The organism is Methylophaga sp. (genome assembly GCF_009711715.1).
Lineage (GTDB): Bacteria > Pseudomonadota > Gammaproteobacteria > Nitrosococcales > Methylophagaceae > Methylophaga.
Genome location: NZ_VENF01000019.1, coordinates 14,776 through 32,430, shown reverse-complemented (window position 1 = coordinate 32,430; position 17,655 = coordinate 14,776). Strand labels below are relative to the sequence as shown.

Genomic DNA, 17,655 nt, shown 5'->3' with positions numbered 1-17,655 from the left:
CGAGATCGCTGTTATTTTGTACGCTATTTCCTGCTAGTGGTGTCGGGCGGCAGATGGGTAACCGGATCTTCGTGAATAATCACCTCGGCGTCATCAAACAGTTCGGCGACCTTGTTCTCAAGTTCATCAGCGATTGCATGTGCCTGTTTCAGAGATAAATTTTCATCCAGCTCAAGGTGCAGTTGCACAAAGACGGTATTACCAGCCTGGCGGGTTCTGAGATCATGGAAGCCAATCGCGTACGGGTGCTGGGTAATCAAGGCACGAATTTTCTTTCTGTCCTCATCCGGCAACTCATGATCCATTAACAAATTGACTGCCTCACGAACAATTTGCCAGGCACTGTAGAGAATAAACAGCGCAATCGCGATGGCAAACAGGGGATCGACAAAATTCCAGCCGTAAAAAGTCAGTAACAGTGCCGCAATGACACTGCCGTTAACCAGCAGGTCAGTTTTATAATGCAAAGCATCGGCTTTAATCGCTGTCGAGTCCGTGCGTCTAATCACATATCGCTGAAAACTCAGCAAAGCGAGTGTGGCGACGATAGACAGCAGCATCACACCGACGCCGAGGCCCAGTCCTTTTTCAAGTGGCTGTGGATTAATCAGGCGGCTGATGCCCTGCAGCAGTAATATGCCGGCTGAGCCGGCGATAAACATCGACTGTCCCAGTCCGGCCAGTGCTTCTGCCTTACCGTGGCCGAAGCGATGTTCGCGATCAGCTGGCTGCAGTGCATGATGGACGGCAATCATGTTGATGACCGAAGCCAGGGCATCAAGGCTGGAGTCGATCAGAGTGGCAAGAATACTGACCGAATCACTGATAAACCAGGCGATTAATTTCGCCAGGATCAAAGTCACTGCGGTGGCAACTGAAGCATAGGTTGCCAGTCGTAACAAACGCGATCTATCAATCTGTTGAGGCTTATTCATGGAGTCAGTATAGTTAATCGGGATATACAGGCTGAGTCTAGCAACAAAGCCGCTCTTATGCTCAAATTCAACAGGACGCATCTATGGCATTCATGACGGTGCAAACCGCCCCTTTTGATGATCAAAAACCCGGTACATCCGGGCTCCGGAAAAAAGTCAAAACCTTTCAGCAGGCCCATTATCTGGAGAACTTTGTTCAATCAACTTTCAATGCTCTGGGCGACTGCAGGGGCAGAACGCTGGTCGTGGGCGGTGACGGTCGCTACTATAATCAGACTGCCATACAAATCATTCTGAAAATGGCAGCCGCCAATGGTTTCAGCCATGTCTGGGTAGGTCAGAGCGGAATACTGTCGACACCCGCAGCATCCTGCATTATCCGCAAATATCAGGCTTTTGGCGGTATTATTCTGTCAGCAAGCCACAATCCTGCAGGTGAAAATGGCGACTTCGGCATCAAGTTCAATACCGCCAATGGCGGCCCGGCACCGGAATCGATTACCAGTAGCATTTTTAATAACAGCCTGGAAATCAGCGAATACCTTATCAGTGACAGCGACGACATTGATCTCGCCGAAATCGGTTTACAGAAACTGGATGGCATGACCGTCGAAGTCATCGACAGCGTAACGGATTATGCTGAATTGATGGCTCAGCTGTTCGATTTTGAGGCTATTCATGGCTTATTGACCCGCGGCGATTTCCGTATGCGTTTTGATGCCATGCATGCCGTGACCGGGCCCTATGCCAAAGCAATTCTGGAAAAACGCCTGGGCGCGCCCGAAGGCACGGTGATTAACGGGGTGCCATTACCAGACTTTGGGGAAGGACATCCTGATCCTAATCTCACCTATGCCGAAGAGCTGGTAGCAGAGATGTTCTCAAAGCATGCACCGGATTTCGGGGCCGCTTCCGACGGAGATGGCGACAGAAATATGATTCTTGGCAATAACGTCTTTGTGACCCCTTCCGACAGTCTCGCGATTCTGGCCGCCAATGCGGCACTCATCCCAGCCTACCGTGGCGGCCTGAAAGGCGTCGCGCGTTCCATGCCCACCAGTCAGGCGGTTGACAGAGTGGCAGAAAAACTCGGTATTGAGGCCCATGAAACCCCGACCGGCTGGAAGTTTTTCGGCAATTTGCTGGATGCCGACCGTGCCACCTTATGCGGTGAAGAGAGTTTCGGCAGCGGTTCAAATCATATCCGTGAAAAAGACGGCCTCTGGGCGGTATTGTTCTGGCTCAATATCCTGGCAGTCAGAGGCTTGTCTGTGGCTGAAGTGGTCAATCGCCACTGGCAGGAATTCGGCCGCAATTATTACACCCGACATGATTATGAATCGATCCCGACAGAGCAGGCACAGGCCTTGATGCAGCACCTTGAAAATCAACTGTCTGATTTGCCTGGCAGGCAGTTTGGTGGCCGGACTGTCGATTATGCAGACAACTTCAGTTATCGCGACCCGGTTGATGACAGCGTCGCCGAAAAACAAGGCATTCGTATCGGTTTCAAAGGCGGAGATCGAATTATTTATCGTTTATCGGGGACAGGAACAGAAGGCGCGACCTTACGGATCTACATCGAGTCCTATCAAGCCGATCGGAATAAACAACATCAGGACACGCAACAGGCACTGGGCGATTTGATTGAACTGGCAGACCAGCTTGCCATGATTCATGATTTCACCGGCCGCACGGCACCAACAGTGATCACCTAAAGGTTATAACGAATGCAACAACTAATTCTGGGCTCAAGCTCGCCGTTTCGCGCCGAGCTGTTGAACAAACTTGGCCTGACTTTTATCCAGGTCTCTCCTGATATTGACGAGACACCCCGCTCCGCTGAATCCCCGGCCGCGCTGGTTGAACGACTGGCTGAGAGTAAAGCCCGTGAAATTGCCCGTACTCATCCCGAGGCGCTCATCATCGGCTCCGATCAGGTGGCTGTCATCGACAATGATATTCTCGGTAAGCCCGGCAATCATCAGAATGCTATGGCACAGCTCAGACGTGCTTCCGGCCGTGAAGTGACGTTTCTGACAGGTCTGGCGTTACTGAATGCCAAAACGGGCCGGATTCAGTCCTCGGTTGAGCCGTTCACCGTGCATTTCAGGGACTTGACTGACAACCAGATTGATTTCTATCTGAAAAAAGAACAACCCTATCAGTGTGCAGGCAGTTTTAAATCTGAAGGCTTTGGTATCAGCCTGTTTTCAAAACTCGATGGGGATGATCCCAACACACTCATAGGGTTGCCATTGATACGCCTGATTGAGATGCTGCAGCACGAAGCAATTGATGTGCTGCAAGTCAATCACTAGGCCTTGTTACTCAGCAGCTTCCTGTTTCATTTTCTCTGCATTACCCGCGGCCTGAGCCTGTGCAGCCAGATTGTTCATGGTTTTAGTCATCAACTGACGGGCCGCTCGGGAGCGCATTTTCTTGGCCATACCTTCGACCAGTGACGGCTCAACATTGTTTTCACTCAAATGCAGTTTCAAATCATCCAGGTGACTTTCACAGTTCTGCATCACCTGGGTGGCTGCGTCCTGGCCGCTTTCAATTTCCGGATAGGCTTCCAAACGTCCCTGCATCATACAACTATTGTACTGGGTAAGGATGCTGTACATTTTGTCCGAGGCCTGTTCAGACAAATCAGCCGGGGTGACATAATCCTGAGCCAGCGCCACAGTCGAGGCGGTCAGCAAAGCGGCAGAAAATAGGAATTTGTTCATTGCTACTCCGATATTACTTATGGTTTAGTACGCTATTGTCCAGCATCATGGACAGGTAAAGCGGGAAATAATTCCCTGATGATACATGAACCGCTTTAATTCGGCAGCAAGGCCTGTTTAAGCGTCTGGCTAAACAGAGATAACCCTACAGATAATAAATATTAATCAACCACATAGAACAACATCTTAATAATTTAATGAAAATAAATTCTGATTCCGATCCCCGCTTATCGCAGCTCGAAGAATGGCTGACAGCGGTATTGCCTTACGGTGAGTTCAAACTGGAAGTGGCTTCGAGCGATGCCAGCTTCCGCCGCTACTTTCGTGTCTATCAGCACGAGCATAGCCGGATCGTCATGGATGCGCCGCCTGAACATGAAGATATCGATTCATTCATTTCGATTGCCGAATTTTTAGCCGGTTTTGACATTCATGTGCCACGGATTTTTGCCAAGAATAGGGAGCAGGGTTTTCTGTTACTCAGTGATCTCGGCAATACCTCCTACCTGTCTGCACTGAACGAGCATAGTGCTGACCCACTCTATCGGGCGGCCATTGACGAGATCATCAAGATGCAGCTGGCCCCAACCGCCGAGCTCGAATTAACCGCTTATGATGACGAGAAATTACGTGATGAAATGAAGCTGTTTCCCGACTGGTTTCTGGAAAAACATTTATCGCTCACACCGCCGCCTGAACTGGATTTCGTGTTTGATCAGCTGATTTCCAATGCGATTAAGCAACCGCAGTATTTTGTTCACCGTGATTATCACAGCCGGAACCTGATGCTGGGACCCGACAACGAGGTTGGTGTTATCGACTTTCAGGATGCCGTTATCGGCCCCGCGACATACGATCTGGTATCTCTGTTAAAGGATTGTTATATCCAATGGCCTCAATCCAGGCTCGACAGCTGGCTGGATTACTATTTTGAACAGGCCACAGATAAACGACTGTTGTCAGAGGTTGATAGATCAACCTTTATCCGCTGGTTCGATTGGATGGGCCTGCAACGGCACCTGAAAGTACTCGGTATCTTCTGCCGGCTCAATTACCGTGATGGTAAAGCCGGGTATATGAATGATCTGCCCCTGACACTGAACTATGTGTTGCAGGTCACCGGACGCTATCCTGAACTGGCCTCACTGCATCAGTTTTTAACGCAATCTCCGACCATTATGGCGATCAAATGAAAGCAATGATTCTCGCTGCCGGTCGCGGCGAACGCCTGCGACCGCTGACAGATTCAACACCCAAACCATTACTTCAGGCCGGGCCGAAACGGTTGATTGAATATCTGATTGAGGGCCTGGTTAAAGCCGGTTTTGATGATCTGGTGATTAACTATGCCCATCTGGGCGAGCAATTTCCTGAAACGCTGGGTGATGGCAAACGTTATGGCGCCAGCATCAGTTATTCACCGGAACAAGCAGGCGGGCTGGAGACCGCAGGCGGCATCATCAATGCCCTGCCCTTACTTGGCAATGAACCGTTTCTGGTTGTTAACGGCGATATCTGGACTGATTTTGATTTCAGTGACTTAGCTGATTTTAAACTGGCGGCTGACAAGCTCTGTCACCTGGTGCTGGTTGATAACCCGGCCCACAATCCGGCAGGTGATTTTGCACTGGATGATGCCGGCAATGTGCTGAACAATCATGCTGAAAAAGCCACCTTCAGCGGTATTGGCATATACAAACCGGCGATGTTTGCTGATCTCAGCAATGAAAAAAGGCCACTCAAGCCTCTATTCGACCAAGCTATTGAGCGGCAGCAAGTCAGCGGCCAGCATTATCACGGACAGTGGTCAGATATCGGCACCGTTGAGCGCCTGAAAGCACTTGAGGCCGAATTACTCGCCGATCAGAAACTCAAGTAAGGCTTTCTGGGCATGGAGCCGGTTCTCAGCTTCATCCCAGACCACACTCTGCGGGCCATCAATGACTTCTGCACTGACCTCTTCCCCACGATGCGCAGGCAGACAATGCATGAATAATGCGTCTTTATTAGCCAGCGCCATGATGTTTTGGTCAACCTGAAACTCGGCAAACGCCTGTTCACGCTTACGTTGTTCTTCTTCCTGCCCCATGCTCGCCCAGACATCGGTCACTACCAGATCAACGCCTTCCGCAGCCGTCTTCGGATCATTGAACAGATTCACTTCAGCCTTGCTTGACTCGACAATTGCCGCATCCGGTTCATAACCTGCTGGTGTCGCGATATTCAGCGCGAAACCAAACTGTTCGGCAGCGTTGATATAGGAATGACACATGTTATTGCCATCCCCGATCCAGACTACTTTCTTGCCGCGGATATCACCACGGTGTTCCTGGTAAGTCTGCATATCAGCCAGCAGCTGACAAGGGTGATATTCATCGGTCAGCGCGTTAATCACAGGCACAGAGGAATATTTCGCAAATGTTTCGATCTTGCTGTGAGCAAAGGTGCGAATCATTACCGCATCGACCATGCTGGAAATAACCCGGGCCGAATCTTCCAGCGGTTCACCCCGCCCCAGCTGCGTGTCATCCGGAGACAGGAAGATGGAACCGCCACCAAACTGAATCATGGCCGACTCAAAAGAGACGCGGGTACGGGTGGATGATTTCTCGAAAATCATCGCCAGTACCTTCCCCTTCAGCGGTTGGTAGATATCGCCGTGTTTATGCAGTTTTTTGAGTTCAACGGCACGCTGGATTAGCAGCTTCAGTTCGGCCGGAGTCAGATCTTTCAGTGTCAGAAAATGTTTCATTTTTCAGGCAACGCTCTCAACAGCGTGGGATGATAAAAAGTCGAGCACCAGTTTGCAGACTTTATCTACGATAAGCCCGGCCTCTTCTGCATTAATGACAAGCGGCGGCAATAATCTGATAACAGAATCTGCTGTGACATTAATCAACAGACCTTCAGTCAGCGCTTGCTTGACCAGTGGTGCACAGGGCACGCTCAGTTCAATACCGAACATAAAGCCCAGACCACGGATGTCTTTAACCCCTTCATGACCGAGCAGTTTCTCCCGGAAAGCCGTCAGCATCTGCTTGCTGAGCGCCTGAACATGATTGAGCAGACCGTCGTTTTCAATGGTTTCCAGTACCGCCAGAGCAGCACTGCATGCAAGCGGGTTTCCACCGAAGGTAGATCCATGGTTACCGGCCTGAAGTACGCCGACAGCTTTGCCGGCAACCAGACAGGCGCCAACCGGTACCCCATTACCCAGGCCTTTTGCCAGGGTCATCACATCCGGGATCAGATCTTCATTATGCTGAAAAGCGAACCACGCGCCTGTCCGACCGATACCGGTCTGAACTTCATCCAGCATCATCAACAGTTTACGTTGGGTACAGATGGCACGAACACCGGCGAGAAAATCAGGATCAGGCACTTTTACGCCACCCTCACCCTGCACCGGCTCAACCAGGACGGCAACAGCTTCTGGCCAGTGACCAATTGCCATACGCAGTGCATCCAGATCGTTGTAGGGGACACGTACAAAGCCTGGCAGCAGCGGATCGAAGCCGACCTGAACCTTGGCATTACCGGTTGCAGTCAGCGTTGCCATAGTACGACCATGGAAGCTGCCATCCATCACGATAATAACCGGCTTATCTATGCCTTTGCTGTGACCGTATTTACGGGCAATTTTAATTGCAGCCTCATTGGCCTCAGCACCGGAGTTGCAGAAAAACACCTGTTCCATTGAGGACAGACTGGTCAGTTTTTCAGCCAGTTTAGTCTGCAGGGGAATGTGATACATATTAGAGGTATGTACCAGCGTTTCAGCCTGATGCTGAATCGCTTTGGTCACGGCAGGGTGACAATGGCCAAGATTGCAGACAGCAATACCACTCAGCGCATCAAGATACTGCTTGTTATGGATATCTGTTAACCAGGCGCCTTTTCCACTGGCGAAAGCCACATCGAGTCGCCCGTATGTCGGCATAACCGAATCTGTCATGGCTGAAAACTCCTTGCCGTGACGGCATGAAAACCGGGTCTTTTCAGACCTGCTGAAACGAAAAATGGCAGTTTCTGACGAAACTGCCATCAATCAAAAAAGCGGTATTTTATAAGTTAACGGGAGAGAAGTAAACTTCACCCTCTCCCGCTGTTCTTAGGCCGCGTAGTTGGCTTCGACGAAGTCCCAGTTGACCAGGCCCCAGAAGGCTTCCAGGTACTTAGGACGCGCGTTGCGGTAATCGATGTAATAAGCATGTTCCCATACGTCAACAGTCAGCAGCGGGGTCTGACCTTCGGTCAGTGGGCAACCGGCATTGCTGGTGTTCACAATAGCGATGCTGCCATCTTTGTTTTTGACCAGCCAGGTCCAGCCTGAACCGAAGTTGGTGGCAGCAGACTTGCTGAAGTCTTCTTTGAACTGGTCGAAAGAACCAAAGGTTTTGTCGATGTCAGCAGCCAGATCACCTGATGGCGCGCCTTTGGCGTCAGGTGTCATGCAGTTCCAGTAAAAGGTGTGGTTCCAGACCTGTGCTGCGTTGTTGAAGATGCCGCCGCTGGATTTGGTGATGATTTCTTCCAGTGACATGCCTTCGAATTCAGTACCGGGTACCAGGTTGTTCAGGTTATTCACATAGGTTTGATGATGCTTACCATAGTGATATTCAAGCGTTTCAGCTGAAATCGTCGGTTCCAGAGCATTTTGTGCATAAGGAAGTGGTGGCAATTCAAAAGCCATATTTTTATCTCCTAAATGTGAAAAAAATAACCGAGTAATTAAGTCAATTAGTCTAAAAGAGCACCCGCGCTATAGCAAGTGCTCATAGGTAGTAGTGCCATTTGTTGAATGGCTGCTGCCGTAGCCTGACACACTAGTAATGACAGCGCGGGCTACGCTAAATTCCGCCGAAAATCGACTCAGATGTCAGATCCAGCGCCATCAAAATCGCATCTTCCCTGCCTTGTTCTGCCGGGTAATAGCCCCGGCGTATCGACATTTCGTTGAATCCCAGCTGCTGATAAAGCTGCTGGGCACGAAAGTTAGACTGTCTGACTTCCAGCACGACCAGCGTCGCCGAACGTGACTGAGCGTGATCGATTACATGCTCAAGTATGCGACGGCCAAAGCCCTGCCGCTGCATTTCCGGACGCACACAGATATTCAGTAAATGCGCTTCATCGAGGACCAGTTGCACGATGGCATAACCGATAATGTCATCAAAAGCATCACAGTAAACCCAAGCAAAATGGCCGGCATCAAGGCTGTCCGAAAAATTTGTTTTGCTCCAGGGAAAGCGGTTGGCCGCTTTCTCAATAGCATGCACCTCAAACAGGTCGTCTTCAAGCATGACTCGCGGGAGCATCATCGGCTTGACCTTCAGAACACGATTCTCAATTGCTGCAAAGCCCGCCAGGCAGCAGCTTTATTCTGCGGACGCTGCAACATCTCTTCCAGGCTGAAACAGGCAGAAAAACGCGCCTGATAAAGAGTGACTGGCTGCGGCTGCTCAGGAGAGAGTTCAGGAACGAGTTGCGCTGTAACGGCTGTGCCCAGCAACAGCACAGCCTTATTCGCCAGTGAGGCAGTATCGACTTGCGCGAAATCACCTGCAGAGAGCGTTGTCACCTGTTCCGGGCGCAGCGAGACGGCTTTGAGCATCGCATTGAGCAAACGCTGGGCTGCATCAGAAAGCCGGGTCTCATCCATCACCAACAGCAATACTGTCTGTGCATCAACACTTATTGCAGCCGCCGCAGCCTCACCTGCAGGTTCTAATGACTGATCGTGACTGACTACCGGCGCTTCACGACGTAATGCCCAGCGCTGAATACCCATATCAGCCAGTATGCGTTGTTGTGAATTGGATAACTGCATCAGACCTGAGGGTGCGCTCTTTCTACATGCGCCAGAATTTTATTCAGCGCGTTGAGGTAGGCTTTGGCAGAAGCAATCACGATATCGGTATCCGCTCCCTGGCCACTGACAATACGCCCTCCCTTTTCCAGGCGAACATTGACTTCACCCTGGGCATCCGTTCCTGTCGTGATATTGCTGACCGAATACAGCTGCAACTCCGTATGGCTCTGTACAATGGCTTCAATCGCTTTATAGGCCGCATCAACCGGCCCACTGCCGCTCATCTGTGTGTGGACTTCTTCACCATCTACAGACAGAGTCACCGTTGCGACCGGGGTTTCACCGGTTTCACTGCAGACTTTCATTGATACCAGCGCAATACGCTCGTCTGTGGTTGCCACAACCTCACTGACCAGAGCCTGCAAATCCTCATCGAAAATTTCATGCTTCTTATCAGCCAGCTCTTTAAAGCGGGTGAAAGCCGCGTTCAGTTCAACTTCCGACTCCAGTTCAATGCCCAGTTCCTGCAAGCGACTGCGGAAAGCATTACGGCCTGAATGTTTACCCAGCACCATACGATTTGTATTCCAGCCAACGTCTTCGGCGCGCATGATTTCATAGGTTTCGCGGTTTTTAAGCACACCATCCTGGTGAATACCGGATTCATGGGCAAATGCATTGGCCCCCACAATGGCTTTATTGGGTTGAACCACAAAGCCGGTGACCCCGGACACCAGCCGCGAGGCAGCCAGTATATGCTGGGTATCAATATTGGTATCGCAGGGGAACATATCCTGGCGAGTTCGAACTGCCATCACCACTTCTTCCAGAGCCGCATTACCGGCCCTTTCGCCTAAGCCGTTAATCGTGCATTCCACCTGGCGGGCACCATTCATCACCGCCGACAACGAGTTGGCAACAGCCAGACCCAGATCATTGTGGCAATGGACAGAAAACACCGCTTTGTCCGCATTGGGGATGCGTTCTCTCAATGTGCCGATCAAAGAACCAAACTGATGTGGCAGGTTATAGCCAACCGTATCAGGGATGTTGAGCGTGGTGGCTCCGGCATCGATCACCGCTTCCAGAATCCGGCACAGGAAATCGATATCGCTGCGACCGGCATCTTCCGGAGAGAACTCAACATCATCGGTATACCGGCGGGCATGCTTCACCGCCTTAACGGCATTCTCAACAACCTGATCCGGCTCCATCCGCAGTTTCATTTTCATATGAATCGGCGAGGTGGCAATAAAGGTATGGATTCGCGAAGCATTGGCCGGTTTCAAGGCCTCCCCAGCGCGATCAATATCCGCTTCCAATGCGCGCGACAGACTGCAGATGCGGCTGTCTTTAACCGCTCTGGCAACGGCCTGTACGGCTTCAAAGTCACCTTTGCTGGCCACCGCAAAGCCCGCCTCAATCACATCTACCCGCATACGCTCCAGTGCTTTGGCAATCCGGACTTTTTCATCCTTGGTCATGGATGCGCCGGGACTTTGCTCACCGTCACGTAAGGTAGTATCAAAAATAATTAACTGGTCTTTCATGTTCCTGCTCCAGTGCAGACTGTGTTATTCAATAGCTTGATCCGGCAAGGCGGATATTCTCCAGGTCTGTAGTGCCCCTCAGGGCAGGTGTAGCAGGACTGAAATAGGTTTTTCCATGGCCATCTTCGGCATCTTATCCATTGAAATGACAGATTATGCTGTGCATGTTGTATTTAATAATATTAGGTCGAAAACGGGCTGATGCCAAGCTATTTGGGACCGGCACGCTCACTGCGATGCTGACGCAGTTTGAACAGGGTGAAAACCGGACCCGACACCGCATAGATGAGGAAAGCGGCAAATAACATCAGCGGTGGATCATTCGCAATCAGGGCAAAGATCAGCACCAGTGCCAACAGTTTTATAAAGGGAACGCGGTTTTTCAGATCCAGCTCTTTGAAACTGTAATAACGCATTGAGCTGACCATGAGAATCGCGGCAAAAAAAGTGATAGGTACCGCGATATTACTGATCACTGCCGCATCAAAACCACGGTCGGTTCCAAGCCAGACCCAACCTGCGACCAGGGCCGCTGCCGCCGGACTGGGCAAGCCCTGAAAATAACGTTTGTCAGCCGTGCCAATCTGGGTATTGAATCGCGCAAGGCGTAACGCGCCGCAAGCAGCGTAAATAAAGGCAATCATCCAGCCGAATTTACCCATGTCCAGTAAAGCCCAGAGGAAGACCACCAGTGCCGGAGCGAGGCCGAAAGCAACCATATCTGACAGGCTGTCATATTCAGCGCCGAAAGCACTTTGGGTGTTGGTCATGCGGGCGATACGTCCATCAAGCCCATCCATGATCATGGCCACGAAGATAGCCATCGCTGCGGCATCAAAATCCTGCCTGATGGCGGCGATAATGGCATAAAAACCAGCAAACAATCCTGCTGTTGTGAACAAATTCGGCAGCAGGTAAATACCGCGTCGCTGCTGTTTGTCACTACTGACCATGAAAACACTCCCTGATTACTGATGAAGGCATTATGACATTTGCGGCTCGCAAACAAAACGGGGACGGCCGTTTACACAACCGTCCCCGTCTGTGACGCTGAAAAAGCTTAATTAGTTTTTAGACTTATCAACGATTTTTTGGATCCAAGGCATCATTGAACGCAGTTTTTCACCGGTTTGTTCAATCGGATGCTCAGCGTTCAGACGACGCATCGCCGTCATTTCAGGGTAACCGGACTGACCTTCCTGAATGAACTGTTTGGCGTATTTACCTTCCTGAATATTTTTCAGGGCTTCACGCATGGCCCAACGACTTTCTTCGTTGATAACGCGTGGGCCGGTAACATATTCACCATACTCGGCATTATTCGAGATGGAATAGTTCATGTTGGCGATACCGCCTTCGTACATCAGATCCACGATCAGTTTCAGTTCGTGCAGACATTCGAAGTAAGCCATTTCAGGGGCGTAACCGGCTTCAACCAGGGTTTCAAAACCGGCTTTAACCAGTTCAACTGCACCACCACAAAGCACCGCTTGTTCACCGAAAAGATCGGTTTCAGTTTCATCACGGAAAGTGGTTTCGATAATACCGGTACGACCGCCGCCGACACCTGAAGCATAAGACAGCGCAATGTCTTTCGCTTTACCGGAAGCATCCTGTTCAATGGCGATCAGGTCAGGAATACCGCCGCCTTTGACGAATTCACTGCGTACAGTGTGACCCGGTGCTTTAGGTGCGATCATGATGACATCCAGATCGCTGCGTGGCGCGATTTGGTTGTAAACGATAGCAAAGCCGTGAGCAAAGGCCAGAACAGCACCTTGTTTCAGGTTCGGTTCGATTTCCTGTTTGTACAGTTGAGACTGGAATTCATCCGGTGTCAGCACCATGACGAGATCAGCGCCTTTAACCGCTTCTGCGACGTTGTCAGACACTTTCAGGCCGGCACCTTCCGCTTTGGCGATAGAAGATGAACCGGGACGCAGCGCGACAGTCACATCAACGCCAGAGTCTTTCAGGTTGCAGGCATGGGCATGGCCCTGGGAACCATAACCGATAATGGTGACTTTCATGCCCTGGATAATGGACAGGTCACAATCTTTATCGTAATAGATGTTCAAACTCATGATTGAATTCCTTAGATTTTTTCTAAAAAGCGAAATGGTGTTACTTAAAGGTGCAGACTTTTCTCACCACGGGCAATGCCGGTGACACCGCTGCGCACGGTTTCAATGATTTTGTGCTCAGCCAGGGCATCGATGAATGAGTCCAGCTTGACACAGGCACCGGTCAGCTCGATGGTGTAAGTCGAGGTGGTGACGTCAATGATATGTCCACGGAAAATATCCGCCAGGCGTTTCACATCTTCACGCTGAGCCATGGATGATGCCTTGACCTTGATCAGCATCATTTCACGTTCGATGTGAGGACCTTCAGTCAGATCCAGTAATTTCACCACATCGACCAGCTTGTTCAGCTGCTTGGTGATTTGCTCGATGATACGCTCGGTACCCGAAGTCACGATTGTCATACGGGACAAAGTCGGATCTTCGGTCGGTGCGACAGTCAGGGATTCGATGTTGTAACCCCGCGCAGAAAACAAACCGGCCACACGCGACAACGCCCCTGCTTCGTTTTCGATCAGGATGGAAATGATGTGACGCATGTTAGGACAGCTCCCTCTCTGGGTCTTGTGGTGGTTCACAGTAAGGCGACATGTGCATATCGTTATGCGCCTTACCCTGGGCAATCATCGGATAAACGTTTTCTGTCTGGTCAGTCACGATATCAAAGAAAACCAGACGATCTTTCATCGCGAAACCGCGTTCCAGTTCCTTACGCAAATCTTCGGGTTTCTCAATACGGATACCCACGTGACCGTAACTTTCTGTCAGCTTGACGAAGTCCGGCAACGATTCCATATAGGAATGCGAGTAGCGATTCTCATAGAAGAATTCCTGCCACTGACGCACCATACCCAGGTAACGGTTATTCAGCGCGACGATCTTGACTGGCAAACCATACTGCAGACAGGTCGACAGTTCCTGAATACACATCTGGATACTGCCCTCACCGGTCACACAGATAACAGTGTCATCCGGATAAGCAAACTGCACACCCATGGCTGCCGGCAAACCAAAGCCCATGGTGCCGAGACCGCCGGAGTTGATCCAGCGATTAGGCTCATCAAAACCGTAATACTGTGCCGCCCACATCTGGTGCTGACCGACATCAGAAGTCACGTAAGCCTGGCCATGAGTGATCTCATGGATCATCTCAATCACCATCTGCGGCTTGATCTTGTCACTGTTGCGGTCATAAGACAGGCATTTCATGCTACGCCAGCTGTTAATTTCAGCCCACCAGGCGCTAATCGCCTTTTTATCCGGTGACTTCTTGCTGGATTCCAGCAGGCCATTCATTTCCTGCAATACGTCAGGCACGCTGCCAACGATAGGAATATCGACCGTAATGGTTTTAGAAATCGATGACGGATCAATATCAATATGAATGATCTTGGCATCGGGACAGAATTCAGCGATCTTGCCGGTAACACGATCATCGAAACGGGCACCGATGGCGATCAGTACATCACAATCATGCATCGCCATATTGGCTTCGTATGTACCATGCATACCCAGCATGCCCAGGAACAGTTCATCACTGGACGGATAAGCCCCCAGCCCCATCAGAGTACTGGTAATTGGATAGCCGAGCTTGCGAACAAACCGGCGCAGTTCATCCGAGCCTTTACCGAGCACCACACCACCACCGGTGTAAATCATGGGTTTTTTGGCAGACAGCAGCAGATCCACCGCGCGCTTAATCTGGCCGCTATGGCCTTTCAGCGTCGGCTGATAGGAACGCATCTGAACTGTTTCCGGATAGTGATACGGAATCTTGATACTCGGATCAGTGATGTCTTTAGGCACGTCAACCACTACCGGGCCAGGACGACCGGTCGTTGCGACATAGAATGCCTTTTTGACGGTCTCAGCCAGATCATTGATATCTTTGACCAGGAAATTATGTTTGACACACGGACGGGTAATACCGACTGCATCGACTTCCTGGAAAGCATCACTACCGATATTGGCTGTCGCCACCTGACCGGTGATGATAACCATCGGAATGGAGTCCATATAGGCAGTCGCAATACCTGTGACGGCATTCGTTGCGCCGGGGCCTGATGTGACTAAGACGACACCAGGCTTACCTGTAGCCCGTGCATAACCATCTGCTGCATGTGTCGCGGCCTGTTCGTGGCGCACCAGGATGTGTCTGACATCCTCCTGGTTGTACAGTGCATCATAAATATGAAGTACGGCACCGCCCGGATAACCGAACAGGAAATCGACACCTTCGTCTTTGAGACACTGAACCAGTATCTCGCCACCGCTTAATTCCACGTGTTTCCCTCTTAATCTCGTCACGAGAAGCTTAAAAACATCAAACGTGTAAAGTTACTTGTAATGCGTGATAAGGTCAAGAACAAGCGCTGTTGCCCTTCGAGCGCTGTTCACAAGTTTTTCAGCCTAAGCTATTTGCTATGGCATAATTCACGGCTATGACACAAATAAAACCAACCGAAATTACACTCACCCGTCCCGACGACTGGCATCTCCACTTGCGGGACGATTCAGCACTTGCCCGCACTGTTCCCGACACGGCACGCGTATTTGCACGTGCGATTGTGATGCCTAATTTACGCCCGCCGGTAACCACTGTCGACATGGCCCGGGATTATCGTCAGCGCATCATGGCCTTACTGCCGGCAGACAGTGCCTTTCAGCCCTTGATGACCCTGTACCTGACAGACAACACGCAGGCCGATGAAATTCACCACGCCAAAGACAGCGGGTTTGTCCATGCTGTCAAACTTTACCCCGCCGGTGCAACCACCAATTCGGATGCCGGCGTCACCGACCTGAAACACTGCCATAAGGCACTGGAAGCGATGCAGAAACATGGCATTCCTTTGCTGGTTCATGGCGAGGTCACCAGCGCAGATATTGACATATTTGATCGCGAGAAAGTCTTTATTGACCGTGTCTTGGCCCCTTTACTGAAAAACTTTCCTGAGCTCAAGGTGGTATTTGAACATATCACCACAGCAGATGCGGCTGTATTTGTCGCCGAAGCAGAAGATCGTATCGCTGCGACTATTACGCCGCATCATCTGCTGCTCAACCGTAACGATCTGCTGGTCGGTGGTATCCATCCACATCACTACTGCCTGCCGGTATTGAAACGTAATACACACCAGCAAGCCCTGATTCAGGCCGCCACCAGTGGCAGTCCCAAATTTTTCCTCGGCACCGACAGCGCGCCGCATCCCCGTGCAGGTAAAGAAAGCAGTTGTGGTTGTGCCGGTATCTACAGCGCCCATGCCGCGATCGAACTTTATGCGGAAGCCTTTGAAATGGCGGGTGCACTGGACAAGCTGGAAGGCTTTGCCAGTTTCCACGGCCCGGACTTTTACGGCTTGCCCAGGAACAACGACAATATCACGCTGAGCAAACAAAGCTGGCAGGTGCCGGAAACTTTGCCGTTTGCAGACAATGAACTGGTCCCGATGCGTGCCGGCGGTCTGCTCGGCTGGCAGCTAAAGGCCTGATTGCTGCATTTTACCCTTGTGCTTTCGCAGATACATCAGCTGGTCGCCCTCGGCCAGCAAATCATCCAGATCCTGATGTTTGTCCGGATCAAAATGCACCACGCCATGAGAATAGGCAATCCTGTAATCCAGTGTCTGTTCCTGGTTTTCCTGCGCTACCATGCTGGCAAAACGCGTAAGAATCTTGTCGACAGCTGCAGTTGAGGCATTGGGTAATAGCAACGCGAACTCGTCACCACCAATCCGGGCCGCTATATCCGTCTGCCGGCAAACCTGATTCAGCATCGTGGCAAATCTTATCAATGCCTTGTCGCCTTCAGCATGACCGAAATGATCATTAATCGGTTTGAATTGATTGAGGTCGAGAAATACCAGACTGACGGGTAATTTCTGACGCCGGCATAGGCTCAGTGCCTGGGTCGCTGAGGCAAAAAAACCACGGCGATTGGGGATCTCTGTCAGTTCATCGATCGTGGCCAGCTGTACCGCATGAATTTCGTGCTCTACGATTTTTGCCAGATCTTCAAGAATAAGCTGTTCACGTTGGGTGAAATGACGTGGACTTTGATCCAGCAGACAGAGTGTGCCTAATTTGCTGCCATCACTGTAGCGAATCGGATAACCAGCATAAAAACGAATATAGGGTTCCCCGGTAACCAGCGGGTTGTCAGTAAAACGTGGGTCCTTGTGCGTGTCCTGAATCACAAAGGCCTCATCACCAAGAATCGCATGACCGCAAAACGACACATCACGGTGGGTCTCGGACACACTGAGACCAAAGCAGGACTTGAACCACTGGCGGCTCTCATCGACCAGACTGACCAGAGCGATCGGCACTTCGAACACATGCAGAGCAAGCCGGGTTAGCCTGTCGAAACGTTCATCCTTCTCGGTATCGAGCAGATTCAGTGATCTGAGGGTAATGATCCTGTCTTCCTCATCGGCCGGTTTATCTGGCTTTTGCATAAAGTCCCCTCTACTATTTTATCTGCAACATAACACAATCAGACAGCAGAAACGGCTTAAGCTCACCAGGGGCCTTTCAGCG

The 17,655-nt window shown here is 50.8% G+C and carries 18 protein-coding genes; 5 read left to right on the top strand and 13 right to left on the bottom strand.

Features of this window, described 5'->3' with window-relative positions; translation table 11 throughout:
* Nucleotides 1-23: 23 nt before the first annotated feature.
* On the bottom strand, nt 24-1,016 hold the full coding sequence (locus FH755_RS12750; RefSeq protein WP_366658780.1) for a cation diffusion facilitator family transporter: 993 nt from the start codon (nt 1,014-1,016) through the stop codon (nt 24-26).
* Between the two features lie 2 nt (nt 1,017-1,018).
* On the opposite strand from FH755_RS12750, the gene FH755_RS12745 reads away from it, so the two are divergent.
* Both FH755_RS12745 and FH755_RS12740 read left to right on the top strand, forming a co-directional pair.
* Entirely contained in the window at nt 1,019-2,653 is a 1,635-nt protein-coding gene (locus tag FH755_RS12745; RefSeq protein WP_292441499.1) for an alpha-D-glucose phosphate-specific phosphoglucomutase, read from the top strand.
* Nucleotides 2,654-2,665: 12 nt separating this feature from the next.
* The gene (locus FH755_RS12740; protein WP_292441498.1) at nt 2,666-3,256 is read left to right on the top strand and encodes a nucleoside triphosphate pyrophosphatase; all 591 of its coding nucleotides are present in this window, start codon (nt 2,666-2,668) and stop codon (nt 3,254-3,256) included.
* A gap of 6 nt (nt 3,257-3,262) precedes the next feature.
* Here FH755_RS12740 and FH755_RS12735 read toward each other — a convergent pair whose 3' ends face one another.
* Nucleotides 3,263-3,670 carry a hypothetical protein gene (locus FH755_RS12735; RefSeq protein ID WP_292441497.1) on the bottom strand — a complete coding sequence of 136 codons (408 nt, stop codon included), beginning with the start codon at nt 3,668-3,670 and terminating at the stop codon, nt 3,263-3,265.
* A gap of 197 nt (nt 3,671-3,867) precedes the next feature.
* Here FH755_RS12735 and FH755_RS12730 point away from each other — a divergent pair, with 197 nt between their 5' ends.
* Complete coding sequence (locus FH755_RS12730) at nt 3,868-4,863, top strand: phosphotransferase (RefSeq protein ID WP_292441496.1); 996 nt, start codon at nt 3,868-3,870, stop codon at nt 4,861-4,863.
* On the top strand, nt 4,860-5,549 hold the full coding sequence (murU, locus tag FH755_RS12725) for an N-acetylmuramate alpha-1-phosphate uridylyltransferase MurU (protein WP_292441495.1): 690 nt from the start codon (nt 4,860-4,862) through the stop codon (nt 5,547-5,549). Before FH755_RS12730 ends, murU begins: the two co-directional genes overlap by 4 nt.
* Here the strand turns inward: murU and argF are convergent.
* The 10 genes from argF to FH755_RS12675 all read right to left on the bottom strand — a co-directional run bounded on the left by argF (nt 5,523) and on the right by FH755_RS12675 (nt 15,399).
* Nucleotides 5,523-6,422 carry an ornithine carbamoyltransferase gene (gene argF, locus FH755_RS12720; protein WP_292441494.1) on the bottom strand — a complete coding sequence of 300 codons (900 nt, stop codon included), beginning with the start codon at nt 6,420-6,422 and terminating at the stop codon, nt 5,523-5,525. The genes murU and argF overlap by 27 nt on opposite strands.
* Before the next feature lie 3 nt (nt 6,423-6,425).
* Nucleotides 6,426-7,625 carry an aspartate aminotransferase family protein gene (locus FH755_RS12715; RefSeq protein ID WP_292441493.1) on the bottom strand — a complete coding sequence of 400 codons (1,200 nt, stop codon included), beginning with the start codon at nt 7,623-7,625 and terminating at the stop codon, nt 6,426-6,428.
* Between the two features lie 156 nt (nt 7,626-7,781).
* The gene (gene sodB / locus FH755_RS12710; protein WP_292441492.1) at nt 7,782-8,363 is read right to left on the bottom strand and encodes a superoxide dismutase [Fe]; all 582 of its coding nucleotides are present in this window, start codon (nt 8,361-8,363) and stop codon (nt 7,782-7,784) included.
* 157 nt (nt 8,364-8,520) lie between these two features.
* Nucleotides 8,521-8,991, bottom strand: coding sequence for a ribosomal protein S18-alanine N-acetyltransferase (gene rimI / locus FH755_RS12705; RefSeq protein ID WP_292441491.1), 471 nt, complete (start codon nt 8,989-8,991; stop codon nt 8,521-8,523).
* Nucleotides 8,992-9,002: 11 nt separating this feature from the next.
* Complete coding sequence (locus tag FH755_RS12700; protein ID WP_292441490.1) at nt 9,003-9,500, bottom strand: DNA polymerase III subunit psi; 498 nt, start codon at nt 9,498-9,500, stop codon at nt 9,003-9,005.
* Nucleotides 9,500-11,032: a 2-isopropylmalate synthase gene (locus FH755_RS12695; RefSeq protein ID WP_292441489.1), complete on the bottom strand. Its 1,533-nt coding sequence runs from the start codon at nt 11,030-11,032 to the stop codon at nt 9,500-9,502. The genes FH755_RS12700 and FH755_RS12695 overlap by 1 nt, the downstream gene beginning before the upstream one ends.
* A 209-nt stretch (nt 11,033-11,241) precedes the next feature.
* Nucleotides 11,242-11,985, bottom strand: coding sequence for a CDP-diacylglycerol--serine O-phosphatidyltransferase (gene pssA, locus FH755_RS12690; RefSeq protein WP_292441488.1), 744 nt, complete (start codon nt 11,983-11,985; stop codon nt 11,242-11,244).
* Nucleotides 11,986-12,096: 111 nt separating this feature from the next.
* Nucleotides 12,097-13,110, bottom strand: coding sequence for a ketol-acid reductoisomerase (ilvC, locus tag FH755_RS12685; protein ID WP_292441515.1), 1,014 nt, complete (start codon nt 13,108-13,110; stop codon nt 12,097-12,099).
* Between the two features lie 50 nt (nt 13,111-13,160).
* Entirely contained in the window at nt 13,161-13,655 is a 495-nt protein-coding gene (gene ilvN / locus FH755_RS12680; protein WP_292441487.1) for an acetolactate synthase small subunit, read from the bottom strand.
* A gap of 1 nt (nt 13,656) precedes the next feature.
* Nucleotides 13,657-15,399 carry an acetolactate synthase 3 large subunit gene (locus tag FH755_RS12675; RefSeq protein WP_292441486.1) on the bottom strand — a complete coding sequence of 581 codons (1,743 nt, stop codon included), beginning with the start codon at nt 15,397-15,399 and terminating at the stop codon, nt 13,657-13,659.
* 158 nt (nt 15,400-15,557) lie between these two features.
* Between FH755_RS12675 and pyrC the strand changes: the two genes are divergently transcribed.
* Nucleotides 15,558-16,607 (top strand): dihydroorotase, encoded by a 1,050-nt coding sequence (gene pyrC / locus FH755_RS12670; RefSeq protein ID WP_292441485.1) that lies wholly within the window; start codon nt 15,558-15,560, stop codon nt 16,605-16,607.
* Here the strand turns inward: pyrC and FH755_RS12665 are convergent.
* Entirely contained in the window at nt 16,596-17,573 is a 978-nt protein-coding gene (locus FH755_RS12665; RefSeq protein ID WP_292441484.1) for a sensor domain-containing diguanylate cyclase, read from the bottom strand. The genes pyrC and FH755_RS12665 overlap by 12 nt on opposite strands.
* Between the last annotated feature and the right edge of the window lie 82 nt (nt 17,574-17,655).